This is a genomic window from Carnobacterium iners (assembly GCF_900177385.1).
GTDB classification, from domain to species: domain Bacteria; phylum Bacillota; class Bacilli; order Lactobacillales; family Carnobacteriaceae; genus Carnobacterium_A; species Carnobacterium_A iners.
The window spans coordinates 2,082,539-2,109,302 of the sequence record NZ_FXBJ01000002.1 but is presented as its reverse complement, the minus strand read 5'-3'; the positions used below and the strand labels follow the sequence as shown (position 1 = coordinate 2,109,302).

At 36.0% G+C, this 26,764-nt stretch carries 21 protein-coding genes, 12 tRNA genes, 3 rRNA genes and 2 pseudogenes; 34 read left to right on the top strand and 4 right to left on the bottom strand.

The window, feature by feature from the left end; all coding sequences use genetic code 11:
• The first annotated feature begins 58 nt into the window (after window positions 1-58).
• The 4 genes from rpsP to trmD all read left to right on the top strand — a co-directional run bounded on the left by rpsP (window position 59) and on the right by trmD (window position 1,975).
• Window positions 59-331: a 30S ribosomal protein S16 gene (gene rpsP / locus B9Y54_RS10105; protein ID WP_085560114.1), complete on the top strand. Its 273-nt coding sequence runs from the start codon at window positions 59-61 to the stop codon at window positions 329-331.
• Between the two features lie 14 nt (window positions 332-345).
• The gene (locus B9Y54_RS10100; protein ID WP_085560113.1) at window positions 346-597 is read left to right on the top strand and encodes a KH domain-containing protein; all 252 of its coding nucleotides are present in this window, start codon (window positions 346-348) and stop codon (window positions 595-597) included.
• Between the two features lie 119 nt (window positions 598-716).
• The gene (gene rimM / locus B9Y54_RS10095) at window positions 717-1,232 is read left to right on the top strand and encodes a ribosome maturation factor RimM (protein ID WP_085560112.1); all 516 of its coding nucleotides are present in this window, start codon (window positions 717-719) and stop codon (window positions 1,230-1,232) included.
• Window positions 1,232-1,975: a tRNA (guanosine(37)-N1)-methyltransferase TrmD gene (gene trmD, locus B9Y54_RS10090; protein ID WP_085560111.1), complete on the top strand. Its 744-nt coding sequence runs from the start codon at window positions 1,232-1,234 to the stop codon at window positions 1,973-1,975. Before rimM ends, trmD begins: the two co-directional genes overlap by 1 nt.
• A 195-nt stretch (window positions 1,976-2,170) precedes the next feature.
• Here the strand turns inward: trmD and B9Y54_RS10085 are convergent, their stop codons facing one another.
• Window positions 2,171-3,487 carry an IS1380 family transposase gene (locus B9Y54_RS10085; RefSeq protein WP_085560110.1) on the bottom strand — a complete coding sequence of 439 codons (1,317 nt, stop codon included), beginning with the start codon at window positions 3,485-3,487 and terminating at the stop codon, window positions 2,171-2,173.
• Window positions 3,488-3,779: 292 nt separating this feature from the next.
• On the opposite strand from B9Y54_RS10085, the gene rplS reads away from it, so the two are divergent.
• From rplS to B9Y54_RS09975, 23 genes and pseudogenes are all read left to right on the top strand, one after another.
• The gene (rplS, locus tag B9Y54_RS10080) at window positions 3,780-4,124 is read left to right on the top strand and encodes a 50S ribosomal protein L19 (RefSeq protein ID WP_085560109.1); all 345 of its coding nucleotides are present in this window, start codon (window positions 3,780-3,782) and stop codon (window positions 4,122-4,124) included.
• A 525-nt stretch (window positions 4,125-4,649) separates the two neighbouring features.
• Window positions 4,650-6,207, top strand: a 16S ribosomal RNA gene (locus B9Y54_RS10075).
• 203 nt (window positions 6,208-6,410) lie between these two features.
• Window positions 6,411-9,331 (top strand): 23S ribosomal RNA (locus B9Y54_RS10070).
• Between the two features lie 89 nt (window positions 9,332-9,420).
• Window positions 9,421-9,536, top strand: a 5S ribosomal RNA gene (rrf, locus tag B9Y54_RS10065).
• The 16S, 23S and 5S rRNA genes sit together here with 12 tRNA genes alongside, the layout of an rRNA operon.
• An 11-nt stretch (window positions 9,537-9,547) precedes the next feature.
• Window positions 9,548-9,620 (top strand) — tRNA-Asn (locus B9Y54_RS10060).
• Window positions 9,621-9,673: 53 nt separating this feature from the next.
• Window positions 9,674-9,762 (top strand) — tRNA-Ser (locus B9Y54_RS10055).
• 12 nt (window positions 9,763-9,774) lie between these two features.
• Window positions 9,775-9,846 (top strand) — tRNA-Glu (locus tag B9Y54_RS10050).
• Between the two features lie 11 nt (window positions 9,847-9,857).
• Window positions 9,858-9,930, top strand: a tRNA-Val gene (locus tag B9Y54_RS10045).
• Window positions 9,931-9,945: 15 nt separating this feature from the next.
• Window positions 9,946-10,018 (top strand) — tRNA-Asp (locus tag B9Y54_RS10040).
• Between the two features lie 14 nt (window positions 10,019-10,032).
• Window positions 10,033-10,108 (top strand) — tRNA-Phe (locus B9Y54_RS10035).
• Window positions 10,109-10,120: 12 nt separating this feature from the next.
• A tRNA-Tyr gene (locus B9Y54_RS10030) sits at window positions 10,121-10,204 on the top strand.
• 27 nt (window positions 10,205-10,231) lie between these two features.
• Window positions 10,232-10,302 (top strand) — tRNA-Trp (locus B9Y54_RS10025).
• 35 nt (window positions 10,303-10,337) lie between these two features.
• A tRNA-His gene (locus B9Y54_RS10020) sits at window positions 10,338-10,410 on the top strand.
• A 9-nt stretch (window positions 10,411-10,419) separates the two neighbouring features.
• Window positions 10,420-10,491: transfer RNA gene (locus B9Y54_RS10015), tRNA-Gln, on the top strand.
• Window positions 10,492-10,522: 31 nt separating this feature from the next.
• Window positions 10,523-10,593: transfer RNA gene (locus B9Y54_RS10010), tRNA-Cys, on the top strand.
• 30 nt (window positions 10,594-10,623) lie between these two features.
• A tRNA-Leu gene (locus B9Y54_RS10005) sits at window positions 10,624-10,707 on the top strand.
• A gap of 249 nt (window positions 10,708-10,956) precedes the next feature.
• A complete protein-coding gene (locus B9Y54_RS10000) occupies window positions 10,957-12,597 on the top strand; it encodes a phosphoenolpyruvate carboxykinase (ATP) (protein WP_085560108.1) in 1,641 nt (546 codons plus the stop codon).
• A gap of 429 nt (window positions 12,598-13,026) precedes the next feature.
• Complete coding sequence (locus B9Y54_RS09995; RefSeq protein WP_085560107.1) at window positions 13,027-14,286, top strand: aspartate aminotransferase type Ic; 1,260 nt, start codon at window positions 13,027-13,029, stop codon at window positions 14,284-14,286.
• Between the two features lie 106 nt (window positions 14,287-14,392).
• Window positions 14,393-15,117 (top strand): annotated as a pseudogene (locus B9Y54_RS09990) (DUF969 domain-containing protein).
• A gap of 120 nt (window positions 15,118-15,237) precedes the next feature.
• On the top strand, window positions 15,238-15,753 hold the full coding sequence (locus tag B9Y54_RS13220; RefSeq protein ID WP_420836101.1) for a 5-oxoproline transporter, DUF979 family subunit: 516 nt from the start codon (window positions 15,238-15,240) through the stop codon (window positions 15,751-15,753).
• Window positions 15,746-16,021: a 5-oxoproline transporter, DUF979 family subunit gene (locus B9Y54_RS13215; RefSeq protein WP_420836098.1), complete on the top strand. Its 276-nt coding sequence runs from the start codon at window positions 15,746-15,748 to the stop codon at window positions 16,019-16,021. Before B9Y54_RS13220 ends, B9Y54_RS13215 begins: the two co-directional genes overlap by 8 nt.
• Before the next feature lie 42 nt (window positions 16,022-16,063).
• Window positions 16,064-16,708 (top strand): annotated as a pseudogene (gene pcp, locus B9Y54_RS09980) (pyroglutamyl-peptidase I).
• A gap of 87 nt (window positions 16,709-16,795) precedes the next feature.
• Window positions 16,796-17,059, top strand: coding sequence for a gamma-glutamylcyclotransferase (locus B9Y54_RS09975; RefSeq protein ID WP_085560106.1), 264 nt, complete (start codon window positions 16,796-16,798; stop codon window positions 17,057-17,059).
• 184 nt (window positions 17,060-17,243) lie between these two features.
• Here B9Y54_RS09975 and B9Y54_RS12865 read toward each other — a convergent pair whose 3' ends face one another.
• Window positions 17,244-17,483, bottom strand: a complete 240-nt coding sequence (locus B9Y54_RS12865) for a DUF2188 domain-containing protein (RefSeq protein ID WP_234987900.1) — start codon at window positions 17,481-17,483, stop codon at window positions 17,244-17,246.
• 32 nt (window positions 17,484-17,515) lie between these two features.
• Window positions 17,516-17,668, bottom strand: a complete 153-nt coding sequence (locus B9Y54_RS12860; protein WP_234987898.1) for a DUF2188 domain-containing protein — start codon at window positions 17,666-17,668, stop codon at window positions 17,516-17,518.
• Between the two features lie 202 nt (window positions 17,669-17,870).
• Here B9Y54_RS12860 and B9Y54_RS09965 point away from each other — a divergent pair, with 202 nt between their 5' ends.
• The 7 genes from B9Y54_RS09965 (at window position 17,871) to B9Y54_RS09935 (ending at window position 25,674) form a co-directional block, all read left to right on the top strand.
• Window positions 17,871-18,725 (top strand): methyltransferase domain-containing protein, encoded by an 855-nt coding sequence (locus B9Y54_RS09965; RefSeq protein WP_085560105.1) that lies wholly within the window; start codon window positions 17,871-17,873, stop codon window positions 18,723-18,725.
• A gap of 344 nt (window positions 18,726-19,069) precedes the next feature.
• Window positions 19,070-20,236 (top strand): tRNA epoxyqueuosine(34) reductase QueG, encoded by a 1,167-nt coding sequence (queG, locus tag B9Y54_RS09960; protein WP_085560568.1) that lies wholly within the window; start codon window positions 19,070-19,072, stop codon window positions 20,234-20,236.
• Between the two features lie 20 nt (window positions 20,237-20,256).
• Entirely contained in the window at window positions 20,257-20,766 is a 510-nt protein-coding gene (gene trmL, locus B9Y54_RS09955) for a tRNA (uridine(34)/cytosine(34)/5-carboxymethylaminomethyluridine(34)-2'-O)-methyltransferase TrmL (RefSeq protein ID WP_085560104.1), read from the top strand.
• A gap of 726 nt (window positions 20,767-21,492) precedes the next feature.
• Window positions 21,493-23,229 (top strand): ABC transporter ATP-binding protein, encoded by a 1,737-nt coding sequence (locus tag B9Y54_RS09950; protein WP_085560103.1) that lies wholly within the window; start codon window positions 21,493-21,495, stop codon window positions 23,227-23,229.
• A gap of 5 nt (window positions 23,230-23,234) precedes the next feature.
• Window positions 23,235-24,995 carry an ABC transporter ATP-binding protein gene (locus tag B9Y54_RS09945; RefSeq protein WP_085560102.1) on the top strand — a complete coding sequence of 587 codons (1,761 nt, stop codon included), beginning with the start codon at window positions 23,235-23,237 and terminating at the stop codon, window positions 24,993-24,995.
• A gap of 119 nt (window positions 24,996-25,114) precedes the next feature.
• Window positions 25,115-25,366 carry a membrane protein insertion efficiency factor YidD gene (gene yidD / locus B9Y54_RS09940; RefSeq protein WP_085560101.1) on the top strand — a complete coding sequence of 84 codons (252 nt, stop codon included), beginning with the start codon at window positions 25,115-25,117 and terminating at the stop codon, window positions 25,364-25,366.
• 26 nt (window positions 25,367-25,392) lie between these two features.
• The gene (locus B9Y54_RS09935; protein WP_276526125.1) at window positions 25,393-25,674 is read left to right on the top strand and encodes a metal-sensitive transcriptional regulator; all 282 of its coding nucleotides are present in this window, start codon (window positions 25,393-25,395) and stop codon (window positions 25,672-25,674) included.
• Window positions 25,675-25,723: 49 nt separating this feature from the next.
• Here B9Y54_RS09935 and B9Y54_RS12855 read toward each other — a convergent pair whose 3' ends face one another.
• Window positions 25,724-26,437 (bottom strand): NCS2 family permease, encoded by a 714-nt coding sequence (locus tag B9Y54_RS12855; RefSeq protein WP_234987897.1) that lies wholly within the window; start codon window positions 26,435-26,437, stop codon window positions 25,724-25,726.
• Window positions 26,438-26,764: the final 327 nt, after the last annotated feature.

Below are 26,764 nucleotides of genomic sequence, written 5' to 3'. Positions count from 1 at the left end.
GGATGAAATTTCCTGTTAATATACTTATTGAGAGATAGTTAATGGAGGTGTAATAAATATGGCAGTAAAAATCCGCTTGAAACGTATGGGTTCTAAAAGAAATCCGTTTTATCGTATAGTAGTTGCAGATTCTCGCGCTCCACGTGATGGACGCTTTATCGAACCTGTAGGCACATACAACCCAGTTGTTAGTCCAGCTGAAGTGAAATTGGACGAAGAATTAGTATTGAAATGGTTAGCCGAAGGTGCGCAACCATCTGATACAGTACGTAACATCCTTTCAAAAGAAGGCGTTATGAAAAAATTCCATGATTCAAAAAATAGTAAATAAAAAGGATGAGAACTATGGCTGACATGAATGAGTTAATTCTTACCATTGTTCGTCCACTTGTTAGTTATCCGGAGAAACTGATTATTGATGTTGTTGAAAAAGATGATTTTTTAGAATATCAGTTGTCTGTTCATCCTGATGATATAGGACGTTTAATAGGGAAAAAAGGTCGCGTAGCAAAAGCTATTCGAACGATTATCTACAGTGTTAAGGTTGAAGGACCAAAACGCATTAGGCTAATTATTCAAAATAGTGAAAATTCTTGAAGCAAGAAACCATTTCTAAGGAATGGTTTTTTTCTTTTTTGTATAATAAATTTTCAAACAAAACGTATGGTACAATAAAAAATGACTAGAATAATATTAAAAAAGAATTGAGGGATACTATGACTAAAATGTATAATGTAGGTAAAATTGTAAACACTCAAGGCATTAAAGGGGAAGTACGGGTTATTTCAAGAACAGACTTTCCAGAAAAACGTTATAAAAAGGGTGCAATATTATTACTCGATCAACCTGGCAATAAAACGATAGAATTAGTAGTTGCTAGTCATCGGAAACACAAAATATTTGATATCGTATCATTTGAAAATCATTCTAACATTAACCATGTAGAAAAATACCGTGATGGAATTTTAAAAATAACTGAGGAACAAATGGGTGATTTGCCAGAAAATGAATTTTACTTGCATCAAATTATTGGCTTATCTGTCCAAGATGAAAAAGGACAAGTATTAGGTGAAATTACAGAAGTATTGTCACCAGGAGCGAATGATGTTTGGGTGATAAAACAATTAAACGGTAAAGACTTATTGATTCCTTATATAGAAGACATTGTATTAAAAGTTGATTTGGAAAATGAGTTAGTTACTATTCACGTGATGGAAGGGTTAATAGATTAATGAAAATTGATATTTTAACTTTATTTCCTAGAATGTTTGAAGGGCCTCTGACGGAATCAATTATTGGTAAAGCAATAGAAAAAAAATTGTTGAATGTTAAAATAAGAAATTTTCGGGATTATTCTGAAAACAAACACCGCAATGTTGATGATTATCCCTACGGTGGAGGTGCAGGTATGTTATTGACTGCTCAGCCAATATTTAGTGGGCTAGATGCAATCGAGACTGAAAATCCTGAGACAATTAAAAGAGTTATTTTGTTAGATCCAGCAGGTGTTCCTTTTACACAAAGTCTTGCTGAAGAATTATCTGAGGAAAGTCACTTAGTTTTTATATGTGGCCATTACGAAGGTTATGACGAAAGAATACGTACATTAGTAACGGATGAAATATCATTGGGAGACTTTGTTCTAACTGGCGGAGAGTTAGGAGCGATGGTTCTGATTGATGCGGCTGTTCGTTTGTTACCAGAAGTATTAGGAAATGATGAGTCTGCTAAAACCGATTCTCATTCAACAGGTTTATTGGAGCATCCTCAATATACAAGACCTGCAGAATTTCGTGGTATGAAAGTACCTGATGTCCTAATTAGTGGAAACCATAAAAAAATAGCAGAATGGCAAGAAAAAGAGTCGTTGCGTCGGACTTATTTGAGAAGACCAGACATGCTGACAGAAACAATCTTTACGAAAGATCAGAAGAAGTGGCTAGATGATATTAAAAAAGAAACGAATCTATTATAAACCTGAATGATTCATACTTTTCAAAAATCTAGTATATCTTGTTATTTGTTATTTCTCACGAAATTATTTTACTGTTTTTTTGTTCTTTACTTCTTTTTTTATAAATCACTACCTTTTAACTGGAAATTGTAGCTTTTTGGACAGACTGATACCGTGAAATATATCTATATTTTAAAAATTAGGCCAGTTTGCTTATTATCGCCACCTTAAATACTGAATATTCTGTAGAATTTTATAAAAGAGTTCTTGGTGAACATGATACGAACTGAGTTTTATGACTGTCTTTCTTCCTGAACGAACAAATTTGCCTGCTATTTTAAACAAGAACAACCGAATAGTTGAAACTTGGAAACCTTTGGTTTCTTTTGTAAAACAGAGTGTTCGCATGAAATTAATAATATTATAAGCTAGTAAGCTTAACATCATACGGGCATGATTTTCTAAAAATCTTGGACTATCCGTTTTATCGAAATAGAATCCATTCTTAGCTTCCTTGATATAGTTCTCCATCGTTCCTCTTTTAGAGTAAGTTCCAAAAACTATTTCTGCAGAGGTATTTTCTGATAGATTAGTTAGGACGAACTCATGTCGAGCGATCAGTTCATTAGCTTCACGTGTCGATTTGATACAAAGCCTTCTTGGTTTTTTCCAGCTCTTTGCTTGATAGATTGTAGAAATATAACGAACTTCTTTTTTAGTCCAGTCATGGTTATCATCTATAAATACAAATTGCTCAGCAATTTTTCCTAAGTTACGATTTGATTTTAAACGAATAACATAAAAACTTTGAAATTCTTCACATATTTCATAAAGATCGGGAGTTGCAAAACCACTATCTGCTCGAACTAGAATTGTATTTACAGGTGTTGTTTCTTGATAATGTTCGAAAAGTGGACGAACAAAATCTCCCACACCATTAGAGGTATAAACATTACCAGAACGCAGTTCTGCTTTCAAAAAATCTCCTGTTAAGCCATCAAAAGCAACCAACGGATGATAACCATTCGTTTGATAGTGTGCATTATAATTTGTGTTTTCTTGATAACCAAATGTATCTGAATGTGTTGAGTCTAAATCGAAAATTAGTTCATTTGTATTACGAGTTGTTCGAACTTTATCAATTAAAACTTGATTTACTTCTTGTAATTGATCAATATTTTCTTGGCTTAGTCGATCCCACAAACGAGATATTGACGGCTGGGAAGCGAGTCTTTCTTTGCCTAAAACACTTTGGAAGATTGGATCTTTCGATAAAATATCAGCTGAAGAATCTGTCTTATATCCTGCAATCAACTGGAATAGTAATTGTTCGATAATTGAATAATTATCATGCTTATAATAAAGACGGTTATCGTTAATAGTAAGTTTTTCTTTTAATACTTTTGTAAAATTAATTTTGTGCATGAACTCTTTGGCCAAAATTAATCCGGAATCCGTTGGAAGATTTCCTCCATTATTTGAGATTGACATTTGAGAATTGAAAATTAAGTGATTTTCGTGTAATGTAGCCATTGAGAGAACCCCTTTCATGGTTTAGTTTAGTCACTTTAACCATAACAGATTGGGGTTCTTTTTTCACACCCAAAGGGTGCAAGAAAATTAAATAAAAAGTAGCGCTACAACACACATTAAGTAGCTTTTGAAAAAATCTATGAATTATTCAGGATAAAATAAGGAAAACTACTTTACACTCTTTTTAGAATGTGGTAGACTATTTTGGTAAGTGGGAAAAACCTGCTGAAATAACGATATTCCGCTGTGTCCAAATGGTGACATATGAATGTTTGTTGGAAGGAGAAAAAACATGAATTTAATTGAATCAATTACAAACGAACAATTGCGCGAAGATATCCCTGCTTTCCGTCCAGGAGATACTGTCCGTGTTCACGCTAAAATTGTTGAGGGTACTAGAGAACGTATCCAATTATTTGAAGGCGTAGTAATTAAACGTCGTGGAGCTGGAGTTAGCGAAACATATACTGTTCGTAAAATTTCTAATGGTGTTGGTGTGGAACGTACATTCCCATTACACACTCCTCGTGTAGCATTAATCGAAGTTATTCGCTTTGGTAAAGTACGTCGCGCTAAATTATACTACTTGCGTGCATTACATGGTAAAGCAGCTCGTATTAAAGAAGTCCGTCGTTAAGAAAATACTAGAAGCATGTGATCTCAATTGTGAGATTTATGTGCTTTTTTTATTTGTAGAAGAGAGAGAGTTAAAAGCAGGTAATGAAATAAAAGGTAAGTTAAAAACAATTGACAAAATCTAGTTTATTCTGTAAAGTAATATGAGTTGTTGGCAAACGAATTTATGGATATGTTAATAATAAATAAGTTTATATTCACATTGACTTGTTAATAGACAACGTGATAAGATGTGTGTGCAATAAAAATATAATTTATTTAAAAAAATGAATAAAAATACAAAAAAAATTAAGTTTAGTGTTGACAAGTTAAGTAACTTCTGGTAATATTTAGAAGTTGTCAAAACGACAGCACAAACAAATTAGACCTTTGAAAACTGAACAAAGTAAAACAACAAACTGTGAACGGCGGTTCGGCCAAGGGTCGAACCAAAAGAAACAAAGTGAATAATTATTCGCTAGCAAGTCATTTTAATGAGCTTCAAGCATCGTTAAAAAGCGAAACAATCCTAACGGGTTGCTTCAACTTTTATGAGAGTTTGATCCTGGCTCAGGACGAACGCTGGCGGCATGCCTAATACATGCAAGTCGAACGCTTCTACTATTGAGTGCTTGCACTCGATAGTAGAGGAGTGGCGGACGGGTGAGTAACACGTGGGTAACCTGCCCATAAGTGGGGGATAACATTCGGAAACGGATGCTAATACCGCATAATTCTGATTGCCGCATGGCAGACAGATGAAAGGTGGCTTCGGCTACCGCTTATGGATGGACCCGCGGCGTATTAGCTAGTTGGTGAGGTAATGGCTCACCAAGGCAATGATACGTAGCCGACCTGAGAGGGTGATCGGCCACACTGGGACTGAGACACGGCCCAGACTCCTACGGGAGGCAGCAGTAGGGAATCTTCCGCAATGGACGAAAGTCTGACGGAGCAATGCCGCGTGAGTGAAGAAGGTTTTCGGATCGTAAAACTCTGTTGTTAGAGAAGAACAAGGATGAGAGTAACTGCTCATCCCCTGACGGTATCTAACCAGAAAGCCATGGCTAACTACGTGCCAGCAGCCGCGGTAATACGTAGATGGCAAGCGTTGTCCGGATTTATTGGGCGTAAAGCGAGCGCAGGCGGTTCTTTAAGTCTGATGTGAAAGACCCCAGCTCAACTGGGGAAGGTCATTGGAAACTGGAGAACTTGAGTGCAGAAGAGGAGAGTGGAATTCCATGTGTAGCGGTGAAATGCGTAGATATATGGAGGAACACCAGTGGCGAAGGCGACTCTCTGGTCTGTAACTGACGCTGAGGCTCGAAAGCGTGGGGAGCAAACAGGATTAGATACCCTGGTAGTCCACGCCGTAAACGATGAGTGCTAAGTGTTGGGGGGTTTCCGCCCCTCAGTGCTGCAGCTAACGCATTAAGCACTCCGCCTGGGGAGTACGGCCGCAAGGCTGAAACTCAAAGGAATTGACGGGGACCCGCACAAGCGGTGGAGCATGTGGTTTAATTCGAAGCAACGCGAAGAACCTTACCAGGTCTTGACATCCTTTGACCACTCTAGAGATAGAGCTTTCCCTTCGGGGACAAAGTGACAGGTGGTGCATGGTTGTCGTCAGCTCGTGTCGTGAGATGTTGGGTTAAGTCCCGCAACGAGCGCAACCCCTATTATTAGTTGCCAGCATTCAGTTGGGCACTCTAGTGAGACTGCCGGTGATAAACCGGAGGAAGGTGGGGATGACGTCAAATCATCATGCCCCTTATGACCTGGGCTACACACGTGCTACAATGGATGGTACAACGAGTCGCAAGATCGCGAGGTCAAGCTAATCTCTTAAAGCCATTCTCAGTTCGGATTGCAGGCTGCAACTCGCCTGCATGAAGCCGGAATCGCTAGTAATCGCGGATCAGAACGCCGCGGTGAATACGTTCCCGGGTCTTGTACACACCGCCCGTCACACCACGAGAGTTTGTAACACCCGAAGTCGGTGAGGTAACCCTTTTGGGAGCCAGCCGCCTAAGGTGGGATAGATAATTGGGGTGAAGTCGTAACAAGGTAGCCGTATCGGAAGGTGCGGCTGGATCACCTCCTTTCTAAGGATATAACGGAACCGTCACAGTTGTTTTACTTTGTTTAGTTTTGAGAGGTCTAATCTTCTCAGAAAGTAAGTAGTTGTTCTTTGAAAACTGGATAGTGTTTAACATGTAAGAAAAGCAAGAAACCAAGAAAACATCGCGTTTTATTTTTTAATGTATTTCTTCACCTTAGGGTGAATGGAATAGTTAACATGACCATAGGTTAAGTTAATAAGGGCGCACGGTGGATGCCTTGGCACTAGGAGCCGAAGAAGGACGGGACTAACGCCGATATGCTTTGGGGAGCTGTAAGTAAGCTTTGATCCAGAGATTTCCGAATGGGGAAACCCAACACTCTTTATCGGGTGTTACTATTGACTGAATACATAGGTCAATAGAGGTAGACGCAGAGAACTGAAACATCTAAGTACCTGCAGGAAGAGAAAGAAAAATCGATTCCCTGAGTAGCGGCGAGCGAAACGGGAATAGCCCAAACCAGAAAGCTTGCTTTCTGGGGTTGTAGGACTGAACACATAGAGTCATAAATGAACGAAGTAGGAGAAGCGACCTGGAAAGGTCCGCCGAAGAGGGTAAAAGCCCCGTAACTGAAACTTTGTTCACTCTGATCAGTATCCTGAGTACGGCGGAACACGAGAAATTCCGTCGGAATCCGGGAGGACCATCTCCCAAGGCTAAATACTCCCTAGTGACCGATAGTGAACCAGTACCGTGAGGGAAAGGTGAAAAGAACCCCGGAAGGGGAGTGAAACAGCACCTGAAACCGTGTGCTTACAAGTAGTTAGAGCCCGTTAATGGGTGATAGCGTGCCTTTTGTAGAATGAACCGGCGAGTTACGATCCCATGCGAGGTTAAGTTGATGAGACGGAGCCGTAGCGAAAGCGAGTCTGAATAGGGCGAATGAGTATGTGGTCGTAGACCCGAAACCAAGTGATCTACCCATGTCCAGGTTGAAGGTGCGGTAATACGCACTGGAGGACCGAACCCACGTATGTTGAAAAATGCGGGGATGAGGTGTGGGTAGCGGAGAAATTCCAATCGAACTTGGAGATAGCTGGTTCTCTCCGAAATAGCTTTAGGGCTAGCCTCGGAATTAGAATCATGGAGGTAGAGCAACTGTTTGGACTAGGGGCCCTTCTCGGGTTACCGAATTCAGATAAACTCCGAATGCCATTGATTTATATCCGGGAGTCAGACTACGAGTGATAAGATCCGTAGTCGAGAGGGAAACAGCCCAGACCACCAGCTAAGGTCCCAAAGTTTATGTTAAGTGGAAAAGGATGTGGGGTTGCTTAGACAACTAGGATGTTGGCTCAGAAGCAGCCATCATTTAAAGAGTGCGTAATAGCTCACTAGTCGAGTGACCCTGCGCCGAAAATTTACCGGGGCTAAACATAACACCGAAGCTGTGGATAGAACTTAGGTTCTATGGTAGGAGAGCGTTCTAAGGGCGTCGAAGCTAGACCGTGAGGACTGGTGGAGCGCTTAGAAGTGAGAATGCCGGTATGAGTAGCGAAAGACGGGTGAGAATCCCGTCCACCGAATGACTAAGGTTTCCTGGGGAAGGCTCGTCCTCCCAGGGTTAGTCGGGACCTAAGTCGAGGCCGATAGGCGTAGACGATGGACAACAGGTTGAGATTCCTGTACCAGTTTGTTTTGTTTGAACAATGGAGGGACACGGTAGGCTAAGGAATACGCACTGTTGGATATGTGCGTCCAAGCAACAAGTCTTGAGGTGAGTCAAATGCTTGCCTCTATTAAGGACAAGTTGTGATGGGGAGAGAAATTAAGTATCGAAGTTCCCGATGTCACACTGTCAAGAAAAGCTTCTAGTTAGAAACAATCTGCCCGTACCGCAAACCGACACAGGTAGTCGAGGAGAGAATCCTAAGGTGTGCGAGCGAACTCTCGTTAAGGAACTCGGCAAAATGACCCCGTAACTTCGGGAGAAGGGGTGCTGACCAATTGGTCAGCCGCAGTGAATAGGCCCAAGCAACTGTTTATCAAAAACACAGGTCTCTGCTAAATCGAAAGATGACGTATAGGGGCTGACGCCTGCCCGGTGCTGGAAGGTTAAGAGGATGGGTTAGCTCTCGAGCGAAGCTCAGAATTGAAGCCCCAGTAAACGGCGGCCGTAACTATAACGGTCCTAAGGTAGCGAAATTCCTTGTCGGGTAAGTTCCGACCCGCACGAAAGGCGTAATGATTTGGGCACTGTCTCAACGAGAGACTCGGTGAAATTATAGTACCTGTGAAGATGCAGGTTACCCGCGACAGGACGGAAAGACCCCATGGAGCTTTACTGCAGTTTGATATTGAGTGTTTGTACAGCTTGTACAGGATAGGTAGGAGCCTATGAAGCCAGGACGCTAGTCTTGGTGGAGGCAATGGTGGGATACTACCCTTGCTGTATGACCACTCTAACCCTCAGCCATGATCTGGCTGGGAGACAGTGTCTGACGGGCAGTTTGACTGGGGCGGTCGCCTCCTAAAGTGTAACGGAGGCGCCCAAAGGTTCCCTCAGAATGGTTGGAAATCATTCGTAGAGTGTAAAGGCAGAAGGGAGCTTGACTGCGAGACCTACAAGTCGAGCAGGGACGAAAGTCGGGCTTAGTGATCCGGTGGTTCCGTATGGAAGGGCCATCGCTCAACGGATAAAAGCTACCCTGGGGATAACAGGCTTATCTCCCCCAAGAGTCCACATCGACGGGGAGGTTTGGCACCTCGATGTCGGCTCATCGCATCCTGGGGCTGTAGTCGGTCCCAAGGGTTGGGCTGTTCGCCCATTAAAGCGGTACGCGAGCTGGGTTCAGAACGTCGTGAGACAGTTCGGTCCCTATCCGTCGCGGGCGCAGGAAATTTGAGAGGAGCTGTCCTTAGTACGAGAGGACCGGGATGGACACACCGCTGGTGTACCAGTTGTTCTGCCAAGAGCATCGCTGGGTAGCTATGTGTGGACGGGATAAACGCTGAAAGCATCTAAGCGTGAAGCCCCCCTCAAGATGAGATTTCCCATCACGTAAGTGAGTAAGACCCCTGAGAGATGATCAGGTAGATAGGTTGGAAGTGGAAGTACAGCGATGTATGGAGCGGACCAATACTAATCGGTCGAGGACTTAACCATTTTTAAACGATGAAGAAACAGTTTTATTGTCTTATAGTTAAACACTATCCAGTTTTGAGAGAACAACGTTCTCTTATAACTAAAAGATGTGTGGTGGCGATGGCAAGAAGGTCACACCTGTTCCCATGCCGAACACAGCAGTTAAGCTTCTTAGCGCCGATGGTAGTGAAGGGTTTCCCTTTGTGAGAGTAGGACGCTGCCGCGCATCTTTATTTTTCCGCAATAGCTCAGCTGGTAGAGCGCATGACTGTTAATCATGATGTCGCAGGTTCGAATCCTGCTTGCGGAGTACATAGATATCTATGGAAATAAATGAATAGAGAGTTCTATTAGAACGACCTTGGAGAGTTGTCCGAGCGGCCGAAGGAGCATGATTGGAAATCATGTAGGCGGTGCACACTGTCTCAAGGGTTCGAATCCCTTACTCTCCGTCATCCTAGTTTGGCCCGTTGGTCAAGTGGTTAAGACACCGCCCTTTCACGGCGGTATCACGGGTTCGAATCCCGTACGGGTCATGTTGGTTACTGGAGGTTTAGCTCAGCTGGGAGAGCATCTGCCTTACAAGCAGAGGGTCGGCGGTTCGATCCCGTCAACCTCCATGTTTAAAATTTAAAGGTCTCGTGGTGTAGGGGTTAACATGTCTGCCTGTCACGCAGAAGATCGCGGGTTCGATTCCCGTCGAGACCGTTGCAACAAATTAAGGCCTGGTAGCTCAGTTGGTAGAGCACTTGATTGAAGCTCAAGGTGTCGGCAGTTCGATTCTGTCCCAGGCCACCATTTTTTAATAGCGGAGGGGTAGCGAAGTGGCTAAACGCGGCGGACTGTAAATCCGCTCCTTCGGGTTCGGCAGTTCGAATCTGCCCCCCTCCACCATTTTTTTAAAGAGTGACCTTTTTTTATAGGGATATAGTTCAATGGTAGAATTATGGTCTCCAAAACCATCGATGTGGGTTCGAATCCTACTATCCCTGTGTTGTATTTTTAAAAAAACTACCCTTTTATTATGGCGATTGTGGCGAAGTGGTTAACGCACCGGATTGTGGTTCCGGCATTCGTGGGTTCGATCCCCATCAGTCGCCTTTTTTTATTGGGCTATAGCCAAGCGGTAAGGCAAGGGACTTTGACTCCCTTATGCGTTGGTTCGAATCCAGCTAGCCCAGTTTTATTTTTTAACCAATCCAATTTAATGATGGCGGTATAGCCAAGTGGTAAGGCAGAGGTCTGCAAAACCTCCATCACCGGTTCAAATCCGGTTACCGCCTTATTCGATAGATTGATTGTTTACCTATCATGCCGACGTGGCGGAATTGGTAGACGCGCTGGACTCAAAATCCTGTGCCCGCGAGGGCGTGCCGGTTCGATTCCGGCCGTCGGTATAAAAAAGACACCAAAACGTTAAGTTATCTTAATGTTTTGGTGTCTTTTTACGTATAATTTTGCACTAGTAAATGATTGTATCTTTTTATTGTAAACTAACGGTCTTTTTTGATATGATAAGTGTAGTAATTGAAAGCGCTTTAAAGTAAGTATGAACAGTGGTAATCTAGTAAGGAGGAGGATATTCGTTTCATTTTTCTATCAAATAGAGATACATTATGTCAACTATTTATAAGGGAGTGGATTAAATGTCAACTAAAGAAACTTTTCAAAAATCAGAAATAAGAAAAGATAACACTATTTTTTCATCTTTAAGATCAGTCGTTGAGACAGCTATGTACGGAAATAATGTGAAAAAAGTAATAAGTACAAGTAAAGCGTATAAGTTAGCTTTGAATTCTCCAGGTACAATAGTGACAGATTTATTAGTAAAGTATCCAGAAAAATTAGGTCTTCCAGACGCTGCTAAAGTTTTAGTAGAAAATGGTGGAGCTATTGTTGGTAGAACAGCAGTTGCAAGAAGAATAGTAGGAAATAATAAAGAAGAGGACGTTAAATTGGCTTCAATCGCTAGAGAGGCTGTTTACCAAGGGTCTTTAACTGAACGATATAAAGCAAGTGCATATGTTGGTTTAGATAAAGAGTTTATGATAAAAGCTCATCTCTCTGTTCCGAAAGGGCAAGAAAATAATTTATATTCTTGGTTGTTAAATTTTCAAATAACGAATGATTTTTATGATGACATGTATTCTAATTCACATGAGATAGATGCAGGTGATATTTTCATCTATTCTGATCCTTACTGGAAACATCCTGACTACCCACTTGGGTTAGCTTATTTCGATACCGATCATAATACAGCTGTTATCTTGGGTCTTAATTATTTTGGAGAATTAAAAAAAGCTACACTTACTTTAGCCTGGGGTACAGCTCATAAAATTGGTTTTGCTTCTTGTCATGGAGGACAAAAGAAATTCACATTACCTAATGACACAAATTATGTATCAGCTTTTTTTGGTCTATCCGGTTCAGGCAAATCAACATTGACACACGCTAAGCATAATGGTAAATATCCTATTGAGGTTTTACACGATGATGCGTTTATAATCTCATTAACAGACGGATCGTCTATTGCATTAGAACCAGCTTATTTTGATAAAACACAAGATTATCCTTCAGATCATGAAGAGATTGATTATTTTGTAACCGTACAGAACGTTGCTGTTACGTTAGATAATCTAAATAATAAGGTGCTATTAACAGAAGATGTAAGAAATGGGAATGGTCGCACTGTAAAATCACGTTATTCAACACCAAATAGAGTCGATCGATTTGAAGAACCGATTAATGCCATTTATTGGATTATGAAAGATGACAGCCTTCCACCAGTAATTAAAGTTGATGACCCTACCTTAGCAGCAAGTTTTGGCGCTACACTAGCAACAAAACGTTCGACAGCAGAGCGCTTAAAAGAAGGCGTAGATATGAATAAATTAGTTATCGTTCCTTACGCTAATCCATTTAGAGTTTATCCATTAACGGAAGATTATGAACAATTCAAACATCTTTTTGAGGTAAATGGAATTGATTGTTATATTATAAATACTGGTTTTTTCTTAGATAAAAAAATTACACCATCGGTAACCCTTAATAGTATAGAAGCTATTGTAGAGGCTAAGGCTAAATTCAATTCTTTTGGTAACATCAAACACTTAAGCTACATGAGTGTAGAGGGATATGAACCAGATTTTGATAATGAAACCTATAAACAATTGGTCCATGAAAGATTGCAAATGCGTGTAGACCATATAATAGAAAAAAACGCGGCAGGTGGTCTTGATATTTTACCTGATGAAGTCTTAGCTGCAATGAAAAAAATAATTAAATAAATAAAAATGAAATGAGCAAAAGGTTAGTTTATGTTTATACGAGCTATTTCCTATTAAACGGTAGAATAAATAATAGTAGGCTAGTTATTATTTTCTATCAATGGCATAAGAGAAGTTCATTATTGATAATGGCTAATATATCTATTAAGATAAAGGAAGATTATATAGGGAGGTTAACGAAATATAAAGCAGATAGATTCAATAAAATACCAGAAAATAAAAAGATTAGTTCATACGATTACTTTCAATTATAATGGGAAAGTTATTAATTACTCAGATAGAACGGTATTTATTATTAAAAAGTATACTCCATATGCTGTTGATAGGTTTAATGAAATAGTGATAAGGTAGGGTATTTCTATAAGAATAGCGTTTCATTAAAAATATAGCACGTAAAAAATTGTGATAAAAGAGAAGAGGGATGGTTCTATGGGGTTAAATAATGATAAAGCAACTCGACATTTAAGTAGTTTAGAAAAAGAATACGAAAATTATCTAGAGTATCCACTTAATTTAAATATTACTAGGGGTATCCCTAGTGAAGAACAATTACAATTATCTCAAGAAATGTTGGGAATGCTTAATGATCCAGAAGATTTTTTGAGTAAAAATAAAATGGATATCCGTAATTATGGAGAGTTGACAGGTATTATAGAGGCTAAGGAACTATTCTCTGCTATTTTAGGATCAGAAAGTAGAGAAACAATTATTGGTGGAAACTCAAGTCTGAGTTTAATGTATTTTGTTTTAACGACTAAATTATTCATGGGCTCAGTACCTTGGAAAACTAAATCTCCTATCAAATTTTTATGTCCAAGTCCAGGTTATGATCGTCATTTTTCTATGACTGAAAAGCTGGGAATTGAAATGATTCCAATTGAGATGGATGAGAATGGGCCAAATATGGATCAAGTCGAGCGCCTAGTACTACAAGATCAGACGATTAAAGGGATTTGGTGTGTCCCTAACTATAGTAATCCAACCGGTATCATTTATTCAGATGAAGTTGTTAACCGCTTAGCAAAAATGAAAACTAGCGCAACTGATTTCATAATTATGTGGGATAATGCCTATGCAGTTCATCATTTAACACAGGAGAATAAGGTTGCTAAAAATATATTAACCGCTTGTAAAGAGGCTGGAAATTCAGAACGTCCTTGGATGTTTTGCTCAACTTCAAAAATTACTTTTCCGGGTGCAGGTGTTTCAGCAGTAGCAGCTTCAGAAAAAAACATTACCATGTTAGCAAACGAATTAAGTTATCAAACGATTGGTCATGATAAATTAAATCAAATGAGACATGTAAAATTTTTAAAAAATACAAACCAATTAAAAAAACATATGGAAAAACATGCTTTGATTTTAAAACCTAAGTTTGATTTGATTCAAAAGAAACTAAATGAACGTTTTAATGAAAGTAACTTGTTAACTTGGACAAATCCAAAGGGAGGCTATTTTGTTCATTTAACAACGATGGATGGATGCGCGACTGAGATTGTTGAATCATTAGATCGTATTGGTGTTAAAGTAACTAAAGCTGGAGCGACTTATCCAAGTGGCAATAATCCTAGAGATAATAGCATTCGTCTAGCTCCAACTTCAGTTGAATTAGCTGATTTAGAACAAGCAATGGACGTAATTGGATTATGTATTGAAATGATAAGTTTAAGAGAAGGTAATAAAAAATAGTAATTGAATAAAAAAAGAGATATACATTAAATTTTTTTGTATCTCTTTTTTATTTTACGTTTAATGAACTCTAGATTAAAATTTGATTAATAAAAGAGGAGAAAAAATGGAAATTTTTAAACTAATTGGTATTTTAATTATTGTTGTAGGCTTTCTGTTAAAGTTTGATACAATTGTAATTGTATTAGTTGCTGCTTTAGCTACAGCATTAGTTTCAGGAATTTCCATTATGGAATTTTTAGTGCTATTAGGAAATACGTTTGTATCCAATCGATTGGTAACTTTATTTTTACTTACCTTGCCAATGGTTGGATTGACAGAAAGATGTGTATTGCGTCAACAAGCAGTTAAATTAATTGAGAAAATGAGAGGGTTAACCCCAGGCCGCTTACTGTCATTATATATGGTTATTCGTGAATTATTAGGATTGTTTTCTATTCGAATTCAAGGTCACACTCAATTTATCCGTCCGTTAGTTGGACCAATGGCACAAGCTGCTACTAAAAAAAATATGGAGAGATAGATGAATTAGATGAAGAAAAAATTAAAGCTCGTTCAGCAGCGACTGAAAACTATGGTAATTTCTTTGCACAGAAAACACTTATTGTTGCTGCAGGCGTTTTATTGATTACTGGAACGTTGGAGTCTTTAGGCTATACAGTTTCTGCAGTTTCAATTGCATTATCCTCAATACCAGTTACTTTGATTACATTAGTATTAGTAACCAGTTCAAATATAATTTTTGATAAGAAATTAGAAAAAAATATAGTGAAAGAACAAATTTGTCATCAAAAAAGGAGAGAAATAATTGATGGAAATAATCTCAGCTAATATATTAGAATTTTTTTTATGATGATTGGTTTCTTATTAATGTACACCGCTTTTACAGTTTATAAAGATTTAACCTATCCTACTCGTGCAGGCACTGCTTTATTTTGATTATTACTTGGTATTATCCTTGCTTTCGGTAAGCTCATTCCTTCAGAAATTAATGGTGCTTTATTTATGCTAATGGGAGTCTTGATTTTATTTAAACAAGTACGTCTAGTAAAAGTGAAATCAATAAATGAAGAGGAAGCAAAAGAGACTAGTAATAGATTAGAAAATAAAATCTTTATACACGTTATTTCTTTGGTAATAGTTGCTACAGGTGTTACGCAGCTAACTCCCTTAGGCGGTCAAGTTGGAATTGGAGCAGGAGCGATTACTTCATTGATTATTGCAGTTTTAATTACTAAAGCAAAACCGAAACTTATTTTAGAAGAGGGAAACAGAATGATTCAACAGGTTGGAATTACTGGGATATTGCCTCAGTTATTAGCTTCTTTAGGAGTTGTTTTTACAGCTGCTGGTGTAGGAGATGTCATTGCAGGTGGTATTTCTGTTTTTGTACCTGAAGGCAATCGTTTATTAGGTATAATTGCTTATGTTTTAGGAATGGGTTATCTTTACTATAATTATGGATAATGGGTTTGCTACACTTACTGTTATTACAGCAAGTATCGGTATACCATTTGTCATGGCTCAAGGTGGTGATACTGTTATCACTGGTGCTTTAGCAATGACGGCTGGTTTTTGTGGAACATTAATAACTCTAATGGCTGCAAATTTCAACGCTTTACCAGCAGCTCTATTAGAAATGAAAAATCCAAATGATGTAATTAAAGAGCAAGCACCATTTACAGTTATAATGATAGATGTTGATATTGTATTAATATATTTCTGGGCTTTCTAAAAAAATTAAAAATAAACTAAATAAGTGATGTATTGAATAAAAATAAAAATTTTAGTAACAGGGTTTGATCCTTTCGGTGGCGAAAAAAAATTCAGTGCTTGAAGCAGTTAAAAAATTAGTAGATACAATACATGGAGCAGAAATCAAAAAATACAAATGCCAACCGTTTTAATAAATCAGCTTTTGTTGTAAAAGAAGCTATAAAAGAATATAATCCAGATGTTGTTTCAAATATAGGACAAGCAGGGGGAAGATTTATTTTATCGCCTGAACGAGTAGCGATAAATATCGGTGATGCTAGAATTCGAGACAACGAAGAAAATCAGCCCATTGATACCGCTATTCAAGAAAAAGGCAGAAATGCCTATTTTACTCAGTTACCTGTCAAAGCAATGGTAACAGCGATGCAAGAGCTGTAGGAATCCCTAGTGTTGTTTCTGACGCTGCTGGAATATTGGTATGTAATTATATTATGTACCAAGTACAGTTTGTGATTGAAACAAAACTTCTTGATGTAAAGGGTTGTTTTATCCATGTACCGTACATTCCAGAACAAGTAATCAATAAACCAAATCAACCTTTATGAGTCTAGAAGATATGACTAAAGGTCTAACAGTGGCTATAAACGCTATTGTTGATTTTGATGAAAAACAAGATTTAAAAGCAATTGGAGGTGCCATTCATTAAAATAGAAGAAATGAAACAATCACCTATCTTTGTTTATAGTAGATTAAAGTCGGGTAAGCACAATCATTTTTGTATTTAGAAGGAAAGATGAAATCCAAAGCTAAAAAATCAAGAATAAAAGATATCCTTTATGACTTGTCTTATAAAGGATATCCAGCTATAATCTCGAATGAAAAAAATAATCGTTGGGTTTATAGTGAAGTTTATGATTTAATAGATTTTGAAAGCACCATTATACCATTAGATAAATTAGAAAGTTATTACGGAAACTTGTCGTTAATAATGAATATGAAAGAGAAAATAAAGAAGTTGAATTATGGAATACCGAATATAATAAATATGAACGTTTAGAAGTTTTTGCTTACTTTTATTGTGAAATGAAATATACGAAATTTATGAAATCAGCTATTCTGATAAAAGAAGGGTTTTGGCCACAAAAAAGGGCCCAAAGGAAACAAGAGAGTCGTAAAAATTAGGTGAAACCTCCTAATTCTTACAACTTTCTTATTTACTTATTCAATCTTTTAAAAAGTTATTATTTTTCTATCGTTCCATCTTTTTTATAAATTAGGATAGTTGTTTTTTCATTAGCAACAATTTCTTTAGCACGCGATACAGCTTTGATTTTTTCATCAAGTGGTTCATTAATTTGTTTAGTCCCTTTAGTTTTTACTGTCCGCCGATCATCATGGTAAAAAACTATCAGATTATTGTCAAACAGATAAATATGACGATCAGAAATATCATGTTTACTAAAACTATCTTCTTGTTTCAAATCGTTAATTCTTTTTCACTAGCTTTATTTATTCAGTCTTTTGCTTGTGAGATAGCAATAGGAATAACACGATTATCTTTATAACTATTTTCTAGCAGAGCATTAGCAATTTCTATTGTTTTTTTTCGAAGCAATGGATCGAAATTATTCAAACAAGTTAGGTAATCAATGGGACTCCATGGCACCGTTATCATCCTCTCTAATTAAATAATCCTTTAGTCTGGTTATAACACTCAGTCAAAAAAGTCGCAAACGATACTACTTTTTGAAATGAATAAAAAATAACCCTTATGAAAACTCAGGATATGAGTGTCAAATAATGCTATACTAAAGAAACGAATAACAAGAAAATTCTTAAAGCAAGTCATGTTAGAAAGAGGCTATAGTGTGAAAAAAATAGAATTAGCAAATCAATTTTTAGAAAATAATATGAATTTATTTAAATGTCCTGTTTGTCATTCTAAATTTAATAAAATAGGAAATCATAGTCTACAGTGTGAACAGAATCATTCATTTGATCTATCAAAAAAGGGAAGTCTTTATTTTTTATTAAAAGGTTCTAAAAACGAATATGATAGAGAAATGTTAGCAGCAAGATACGCGATTGCTCAGGCGGGGCTATTTAATCCATTATTAGAAGCTATTTATGGCTATATTGAACATAAGAAAAATGGTAGTCTATTAGATGTGGGTTGCGGGGAAGGTTCTCAATTAGATTATTTGACGCAGTTAGGATTAACTGGAAATAATATCGGCTTTGATATATCTAAAGATGCCATTCAATTGGCAGCTGGGAATTTTACAAGTGCCTTTTTTTGTGTGGCAGACTTAGCTCAATCACCATTTGCAACTAACGAATATGATACGTTACTAAATATTTTTTCTCCTTCAAATTATGAAGAGTTTGAACGATTATTAAAAAAAGATGGGCTTATTATTAAAGTTGTTCCAGAAAAAGATTATTTAATTGAGCTAAGAAAATTATTTTATCATGATCAAAAAGAAAAACAGTCCTATTCTAATCAATTAGTAATAGATAAGTTCAAAGAACATTTTTTAGAAATTGAGACAAAACGTATTCGTTACTCGTTTTCGTTGACAAAGCAAAATTTTTTAGATTTAATGAAGATGACACCTTTAGGTTGGGGAGCTAGTGTAGAAGCAAAAGAATATGCACTTAATCATCCGTTATCAAAAATCACTATCGATGTTTGTTTGCTAATAGGTAAAAATAAAGCCTAAATAAGTGCGTAAAGTAAATAATAGGATAGATAACACAAATTATATAGTATATTTGATAGATTCTGACTTGCAAGTTGTTACCGTGGGTGTTATATTACGTATAAGCTATTATTATTCATTCGTTTTTATCAGGAATCCATCAGATTTTGATAAAAGTTAGTGAAACTTAATAATGCACCATTAACGTATCATTTCGCAGTGCTGGACACCGAAATGATACGTTTTTTTTATTTTAAATCGATTTAGCTAAGAATGCAAATTAAATAATTAAATGAGTCTATTTTTTTTACTGTTGGTTGTGCTAAAATAAAAGAAAGTTTTGGCTAGGGAGATGGATTATATTGATTGTTTTACAAGCAGATTTGAAAGAAAAAATTATTGAAGAAAGTCAACGATTAGGTATCAATAAAATTGGATTTACGACTGCTGAGCCTTTTTTAGACTTGGAAAATAAGTTGATTGCTCAACAAGAAAAAGGACACCACTCGGGATTTGAACATAAGAATATTCAAGAACGAATTTATCCGGAATTGATTTTCGAGAGTCCGCGATCTATCATCTCAATTGCCTTAGCTTATCCAACTAAAATAGAACATCCTCCAGAGCGAGTAAAAGGGGAAAGGCGCGGAGAATTTGCTCGTGCGTCTTGGGGAACAGATTATCATATTATTTTGAGAGAAAAAATGGATCAATTGATTGAGTATATCCGCAAAGAAGCTGGTGATTCAGTTACGTATAAACCTATGGTTGATACGGGAGAATTAATAGACGTTGCTGTAGCAAAAAGAGCTGGATTAGGTTTTATTGGTCGAAATGGTTTATTAATTACTGAAGAATTTGGTTCGTATGTTTATTTAGGTGAAATCATAACGAATTTAGATTTCCCAATTGATGCAGAAATTCCTTTTGGTTGTGGAGATTGTACAAGATGTGTTGACGCTTGTCCGACTGGAGCTTTATTGGGGGACGGACGTATGAATGCTAAACAATGCTTATCTTACCAGACTCAAACAAAAGGTATGATGCCTGAAGAATTTAGAAGAAGAATGGGTCATGTTATTTATGGTTGTGATATTTGTCAAGTTGTCTGTCCTTATAATAAAGGGAAAAATACGGGTTTTCATCCCGCAATGGAACCTGACCCAGAAAGCGCTATGCCTAAATTAAAACCATTACTGACCATAAGTAATAGAGAGTTTAAAGAAAGTTTTGGCTACATGTCTGGTTCTTGGCGTGGAAAAAAACCGATTCAAAGAAATGCTATAATTGCTCTAGGAAATTATCGCGATAAATCTGCTTTGCCTGATTTGCTACATTGTCTTGAAAAAGATCCACGGCCGGTGATTCGTGGTACAGCTGCTTGGTCAATAGCCAAGATTGTTTTTCATAGAGATGAAATGATTATGGAATTTTTAAAAGAAGTCCTAGAAAAAGAAACAGATAAAGAGGCACAAGATGAAATGAATAAAGCAATTGCTTCTATTCATATGAAGAAAGAAAAGAAAAAGTAAGATTCAGGAGGAAACGTATTATGCCAAATCATATTGTTTTATTTGAACCACAAATACCAGCTAATACAGGTAATATAGCTAGAACCTGTGCTGGTACAAACACACACTTACACTTAATTGAACCTCTTGGCTTTTCAACAGACGATAAACACCTCAAAAGAGCTGGTTTAGATTATTGGAATGATGTTAATATTACGTATCATGCTGACTTATCAGCATTTTTAGCTACAGTAGGCAATGATCATCTATACTTAATTACTAAATTTGGTAACCGTACGTATAGTGAACCAGATTACTCCGCTACAAAAGAAAACTATTACTTTATGTTTGGCAAAGAAACAACAGGGTTACCAGAAAGCTTCATGAGAGAAAATGAAGAAAAATGTTTGAGAATACCCATGGATGATACACATATCCGATCACTCAACTTATCAAATACAGCAGCGATTTTAGTATATGAAGCTCTACGTCAACAAAATTTTATAAATATGGAATTAACACACCATTATGAAAATGATAAGTTAGATTAATTTTTTTGCATAAGTTTTCAACCTAATTAGTAGAAAGTTGCTGGAGGCTATTATGACTAGAGAAAAGAAAATATTGTTAATTAACCACATAATAATTTATATTGGTTTTAGCATTATAAGTATAATAAGCTTTACTTTTTTTAATATCAAAACGGAAGTAGAATTATTTGTTTTTTTCGTTGTACTATCTCTGGTAAGGATACTATTAGTTTATTTAAGCGAGCCTTTATTCAAAAAAAGTTGTTTGACTATAAGTTGAATGACAATAAATCCATTTTAGTTCCTTTTTTTATTCTTCTACTTCTTAGATTATTTCCAAATTTTTTCCTTAATTCTTTAGTAGAACTAATTTTTTTTAACTGTTATTTTCATAGCAATAGACATAAAAATAATCGTAAATAATTTATTTTGGACAAGAAAAAAATAAGCAATTAAGGTTCTTGTTTTTTGCTAACTTTTTAGAAAATAGAATAAATAAAATTAGGGTTTCGGTAATCCTCATGCATAGTCTATTCCGCATGAGGATTTTTTCTTAATAATTATTTAAAAGACTTTTTATTAAGGATAGTAAGAGTAAATAATAATAATAATTGGCTACACTAAAGCTGCTTATTTAACGAATAAATTAATTTAGAGTTAAAATTAAAAATAAAAAAATGGAGTAGGATTGCTACTAATTTTTGTAACCGCTACAATAGAAAGAATTAAATGAAATGAGGTTTTATGATGTTCCTATTATTTAAAAAGCTAACACCTTTCTTTTTAGAGCATAAAAAAAGATATGGATGGGCAATTTTCGCAATGCTAATAGGGAACGGGTTAGTTTTGATTCCTCCTTTTATTGTTGGACAGGTTATTGACGGAATTTATTTAGATAAATTAACAGATAGCTTACTAATGAAACAAGTATTATTATTTGTTTTTTCAATTGTTGTTTCTTATGGAATTGAAATATTTTGGGGCTATCAATTATTTGGTGGAAAAAATGTTTTAACAAGACAGCTACGTAAACAGTTGATGAATCATTTTTTGAAAATGCGCTCTATATTTTACCGAAAATTTAGAACAGGTGATCTAATGGCACGTGCTACTAATGATTTAGATGCGATTTCTGAAATGGCCGGTTATGGAATTATGATTGCGATGGATTCCACAGCATTTTTTGGTGTAATTCTTTTAACGATGTTTTTAACAGTATCTTGGAAGTTAACCTTAGCTTGTATTTTACCTCTACCTATTTTAGGTTATCTATTAAAAGTTTTGGGAGATAAAGTACATATTCGTTACAAAGAGTCTCAAGATGCTTTTGCGGAGATTAATGATGAAGTGCTCGAATCAGTAGAAGGTATTCGTGTCATAAGAGCTTATGGTAGACAAGAAGCAATGTCTGCTCAATTTGATGAGAAAACAACCAATGTTTTACAAAAAAATATTTCTGTTGCGAAAATAAATTCTGCTTTTCAACCACTAATCAAAATTACATTGGGAATAAGTTATGTACTTGCTTTTGGATTGGGAGCCATAATGGTTTCTAAAAATGAAATAACGATTGGACAATTAGTTGCTTTTCAAGTTTATCTAAGTATGTTGGTGTGGCCAATTCAATCTATTGGGGAATTAATAAATTTACTTCAACAAGGTAATGCTTCTATGGATCGTGTGATGGAAGTGTTAAATACAGACGATCAAATGGGACATACTGGAGAAAAAGATATTTTGGAAAATGGAACGATAACATTTAAAGAGGTTACTTTCAGTTATCCAGATTCAAAGCAACTAAGTTTAAAAAAAATTAATTTAGAAATACCAAAAAATACAACATTGGGTATTGTTGGTAAAACAGGAAGCGGAAAAACAACTCTTGTTCGTCAGTTATTAAAAGAATATCCAAGAGGTAAAGGCTTAATTAGTATAGGAGGAGTCCCAATTGATGCTGTAAAACCAGACCAATTGAGTTCGAAATTTGGTTATGTTCCTCAAGAACACATTTTATTTTCTGGTACGATTCGTGATAATATTTCTTTTGGAAGAAAAGATGCATCTGAAAAAGAAATCAATGAAGCTTTACATTTAGCTAATTTTGATAGAGATATAAATAAAATGCCTAATGGCTTAGATACTCAAATTGGCGAAAAAGGAATTTCTCTTTCAGGTGGGCAAAAGCAACGAATAGCTATTGCTAGGGCCTTAATTAAAAATTCAGCTATTTTAATTTTAGATGATTCTCTATCAGCAGTTGATGCAGAGACAGAAAAAAATATCATAACTAATTTAAAAAAATACCGTAATAATAAAACAACTCTTATTATTACTCACCGCTTATCTTCGGTCTACCATGCAAAACAAATTATTGTAATGGATAATGGTGCGATTATCGAAAGAGGAACACATACTGAGTTAATGGATAAAAAAGGTTGGTATGAGAAACAATTTATTCGTCAGCAATTGAAAGAGGAGGAATAAATCGCATGAAAACGATAAAAATACTTTGGTCTTATTCGATGAAGAAAAAAAGGTATTTTTTGACAGGCCTTATTCTATTAATTTTAGCTGTAATAACAGATTTAAGTGGCCCTCTAGTTATTCGTTATATGATTGATAATATTATAGCACCCTCTAATGAATCAGTGCTTAAAGTAGATAGATTGTTGCTATTCTTAGGTGTTTTTCTAGTCTTAGCACTTTTAACAGCTTTTTTTCGCTATCTTAGCTTCTTACTGTTGACTATCGGAGCAAATACCGTTGTAAAAACAATGAGAAATGAGTTATATGCTCATGTACAAAAATTGCCTATCCGATATTTTGATACAGTTGCTGCTGGAACAATTGTTTCTCGTATAACAAATGACACAGAACAACTTCGTATTTTTTATGTTATATCTGTTGGCCAAATGTTAACAAACTTTAGCTATTTAATCGGTATTTACATTGCTTTATTTCAATTAAATAGTTTTTATGCGTTAATTTCATTTTTATTGATCCCTATATTTTTATTTTGGGCGATGATTTATCAAAAATATGCAGCACCGTTCAATAAGAAAATACGTCAGTTAGTAGGAGAAATAAACGGAAAATTAAATGAAACAATCCAAGGTATGACTATTATACAAGTCTTCCAACAAGAAGAAGAAATCGAGAAAGAATTTGAAGAAACAAATGAGAAATGGTTTAATTATAGTCAAAAATTTGTTTTATTAGACTCGATTGCTTCTTATAGTTTTGTGGAAGTCATAAAAAATTTTTCGCTTCTAATGTTAATTTTATATTTTTCAAAAGGCTATTTAAACGGTTCGCTTTTAGTAACAGTCGGCGTTTTGTATGTTTTTATTGACTATACTCATCGCTTATTTCAACCTATCCAAGGTATCGTATCTCAATGGTCTTATCTGCAAACGGCATTAGCATCAGCAGAACGTGTCTTTGATATCGTTGACTTGCCCATTGAGATTGAAAGCAAAGAAGACTTTGATACTTTGAAAAATGAAATCATTTTTGAGCATGTCTACTTTGCTTATAAAAAAGATGAGTATGTTTTAAAAAATATAAACTTTAAAACAAAAAAAGGTGAAACAACTGCTCTGATTGGACATACTGGTTCAGGTAAAAGTTCAATTATAAATTTATTATTTCGTTTTTATGATCCTGATAAAGGTAGTGTTTATCTAGATGATTACCCAACAACTTCTCTTTCAAGAAAGAGTTTGAGAAAGCAGATGGGTATTGTCTTACAAGATCCTTATCTATTTAAAGGAACGATTGCTTCGAATATTACATTAAATGATCCGACTATTTCTCGTGAAAAGGTCAAAGAAGCTATTAATGCCGTTGGGGGAGATGTACTATTGAACGATATGCCTTTAGGGATTGATCAGCCTGTAACAGACAAAGGTAGCACCTTATCATCTGGACAAAAGCAATTAATTTCTCTTGCTCGCGCTCTAGCATTTGATCCGGGAGTTTTAATCTTAGATGAAGCGACTTCTAATATTGATACAGAAACAGAAGAGTTGATTCAAAAGGCTATGAGTGTTGTAAAAAAAGGAAGAACGACCTTTATTATTGCTCACAGATTATCGACTATTCAATATGCAGATCAAATATTACTATTGGATAAAGGGGAGATAGTTGAAAGAGGAAACCACGAGACGCTACTAAGTTTAAATGGCAAGTATGCTAACATGTACCGTACACAATCTGAAGATAAAACAACTAAAGATTCTACTAGTTGAAAGAAATTAATTTGATTCTATTTTGAAAGTATCTTTATTTTACTAGAGTAACCGATTGTTAAACTTTACAAAAAATACGGGAATGGGTATAATGGAATAAGAAAAGGCGGGGGAAAACTATGAAAAATTTTATTATAAAAGGCATTAGAGGTTATCAAAAAAGTATATCTCCTTTATTTCCGCCATCTTGCCGTTATTATCCTACCTGTTCAACTTATGCTATTGAAGCAATCGAAAAACATGGCTCGCTAAAAGGTACAGTTATGGGTACGGCTAGAATATTAAGGTGTCATCCACTTGTTCGTGGTGGATATGATCCTGTTCCAACTAAATTTACTTTAAAAAGAAATCAAGAAAAAAAGAAGAATTAGTAAAATTTAATGGGGAGGTAGTTTAAATGGAAAATAAAATGAATGAATATAAACCAAATACTAAAGTAATCAATCGAATAAAAAGATCAGAAGGCCAAATGCGAGGTGTGATAAAGATGATGGAAGAAGGGCAAGGATGCAAAGAAGTTGTTACTCAATTATCTGCTATCCGAACCAGTATTGACCGCGCTATGGGTATTATAGTTGCTGAAAACTTAGTAGGGTGCGTTGCAGAAAGTACGAGTAATGGCTCTAGTCATGAAGAGAGTATTAAAGAAGCAATTGATTTATTAGTTAAAAGCAGGTAAACCAAAAATCCTTAGCAATCTCTCATTTGGAGATAGTTAAGGATTTTTTTTAACTCAAGAAAAATAGCTGAATAATAAAGAGAATAGCAAAAATATAAACAAAAGGCTGGGCATCTTTTGCTTGCCCACTAAAAAATTTCGTAATAGGATAACTGATAAAACCTAAAGCTAAACCAGTAGCAATACTACCTGTTAAAGGCATAGTAAGGATGACGATGAATGCAGGAAATGGTTTTGATAAGTCGGACCAGTTTATTTCGGCAGTGTTTGCCATCATAATTGAACCGACGATAACTAAAGTGGGAGAAGTGATAGCTGATACGCTAGAAATAATATTAAATAAAGGATAAAAGAAACTAGATAATGCAAACAATACAGCAATTGTTAAGGCTGTTAAACTGGTCCGTCTACCAACTGCAACACCTATTTCTGACTCTGCAGATGCAGTTGTTGGGCTAGTTCCAAATAGTGCACCGACTGTTGTACCAATCGCATCGGATAGCAAAGCTTGTTTAGCATTTTTTAATTTGCTATCCTTCATTAAATTCACACGTTTTGTTACAGTAATTAATGTTCCAGTAGTATCAAATATAGTAATTAATAAAAATGGAATAACAGTACCGTGAAAACCATTCGAGAAAATATCTATAAATGGAGTTATTGGATTTGTAATCATTAAATCAAATCCAAAATCAGGTAAGGCGACAATTCCATTAAATTTAATCATACCAAATAAGGTTAGCAAAATACCAGGATCTTTCAAGTCTTCTAATGGAACTAATGTTTCTTCATTTCAAACGACGATTTCAGAGAGGCATAATCCAATAAAAGCTATGATTAGAATAATGTAGCGGTAATAGCTGGCTCTAAAGATTCAGGAATACTCCAATTAACCTTTCTCTAAAAGTTGTTTTATAATTAACACCACTAGCGACAACAGTCACAAAGTAAGCATTTAATCCTAGTCTTGGAGCTACACCAATAGGATAATTAGCGGCTAAAGCAATCCATCCAGGTTATTCCGACTACTGACGAAACAATAATTGCTATAAAATTCTGATCGAAGGGCACACCAGCTGCTGATAAAATA

Excerpts from the sequence above, each read along its gene's own strand:
- rpsP (WP_085560114.1), top strand. The coding sequence starts at position 59 with ATGGCAGTAAAAATCCGCTTGAAACGTATGGGTTCTAAAAGAAATCCG.
- B9Y54_RS10100 (WP_085560113.1), top strand. The coding sequence starts at position 346 with ATGGCTGACATGAATGAGTTAATTCTTACCATTGTTCGTCCACTTGTT.
- rimM (WP_085560112.1), top strand. The coding sequence starts at position 717 with ATGACTAAAATGTATAATGTAGGTAAAATTGTAAACACTCAAGGCATT.
- trmD (WP_085560111.1), top strand. The coding sequence starts at position 1,232 with ATGAAAATTGATATTTTAACTTTATTTCCTAGAATGTTTGAAGGGCCT.
- B9Y54_RS10085 (WP_085560110.1), bottom strand. The coding sequence starts at position 3,487 with ATGGCTACATTACACGAAAATCACTTAATTTTCAATTCTCAAATGTCA.
- rplS (WP_085560109.1), top strand. The coding sequence starts at position 3,780 with ATGAATTTAATTGAATCAATTACAAACGAACAATTGCGCGAAGATATC.
- B9Y54_RS10000 (WP_085560108.1), top strand. The coding sequence starts at position 10,957 with ATGTCAACTAAAGAAACTTTTCAAAAATCAGAAATAAGAAAAGATAAC.
- B9Y54_RS09995 (WP_085560107.1), top strand. The coding sequence starts at position 13,027 with ATGGGGTTAAATAATGATAAAGCAACTCGACATTTAAGTAGTTTAGAA.
- B9Y54_RS13215 (WP_420836098.1), top strand. The coding sequence starts at position 15,746 with ATGGATAATGGGTTTGCTACACTTACTGTTATTACAGCAAGTATCGGT.
- B9Y54_RS09975 (WP_085560106.1), top strand. The coding sequence starts at position 16,796 with ATGAAATCCAAAGCTAAAAAATCAAGAATAAAAGATATCCTTTATGAC.
- trmL (WP_085560104.1), top strand. The coding sequence starts at position 20,257 with ATGCCAAATCATATTGTTTTATTTGAACCACAAATACCAGCTAATACA.
- B9Y54_RS09950 (WP_085560103.1), top strand. The coding sequence starts at position 21,493 with ATGTTCCTATTATTTAAAAAGCTAACACCTTTCTTTTTAGAGCATAAA.
- B9Y54_RS09945 (WP_085560102.1), top strand. The coding sequence starts at position 23,235 with ATGAAAACGATAAAAATACTTTGGTCTTATTCGATGAAGAAAAAAAGG.
- yidD (WP_085560101.1), top strand. The coding sequence starts at position 25,115 with ATGAAAAATTTTATTATAAAAGGCATTAGAGGTTATCAAAAAAGTATA.
- B9Y54_RS09935 (WP_276526125.1), top strand. The coding sequence starts at position 25,393 with ATGGAAAATAAAATGAATGAATATAAACCAAATACTAAAGTAATCAAT.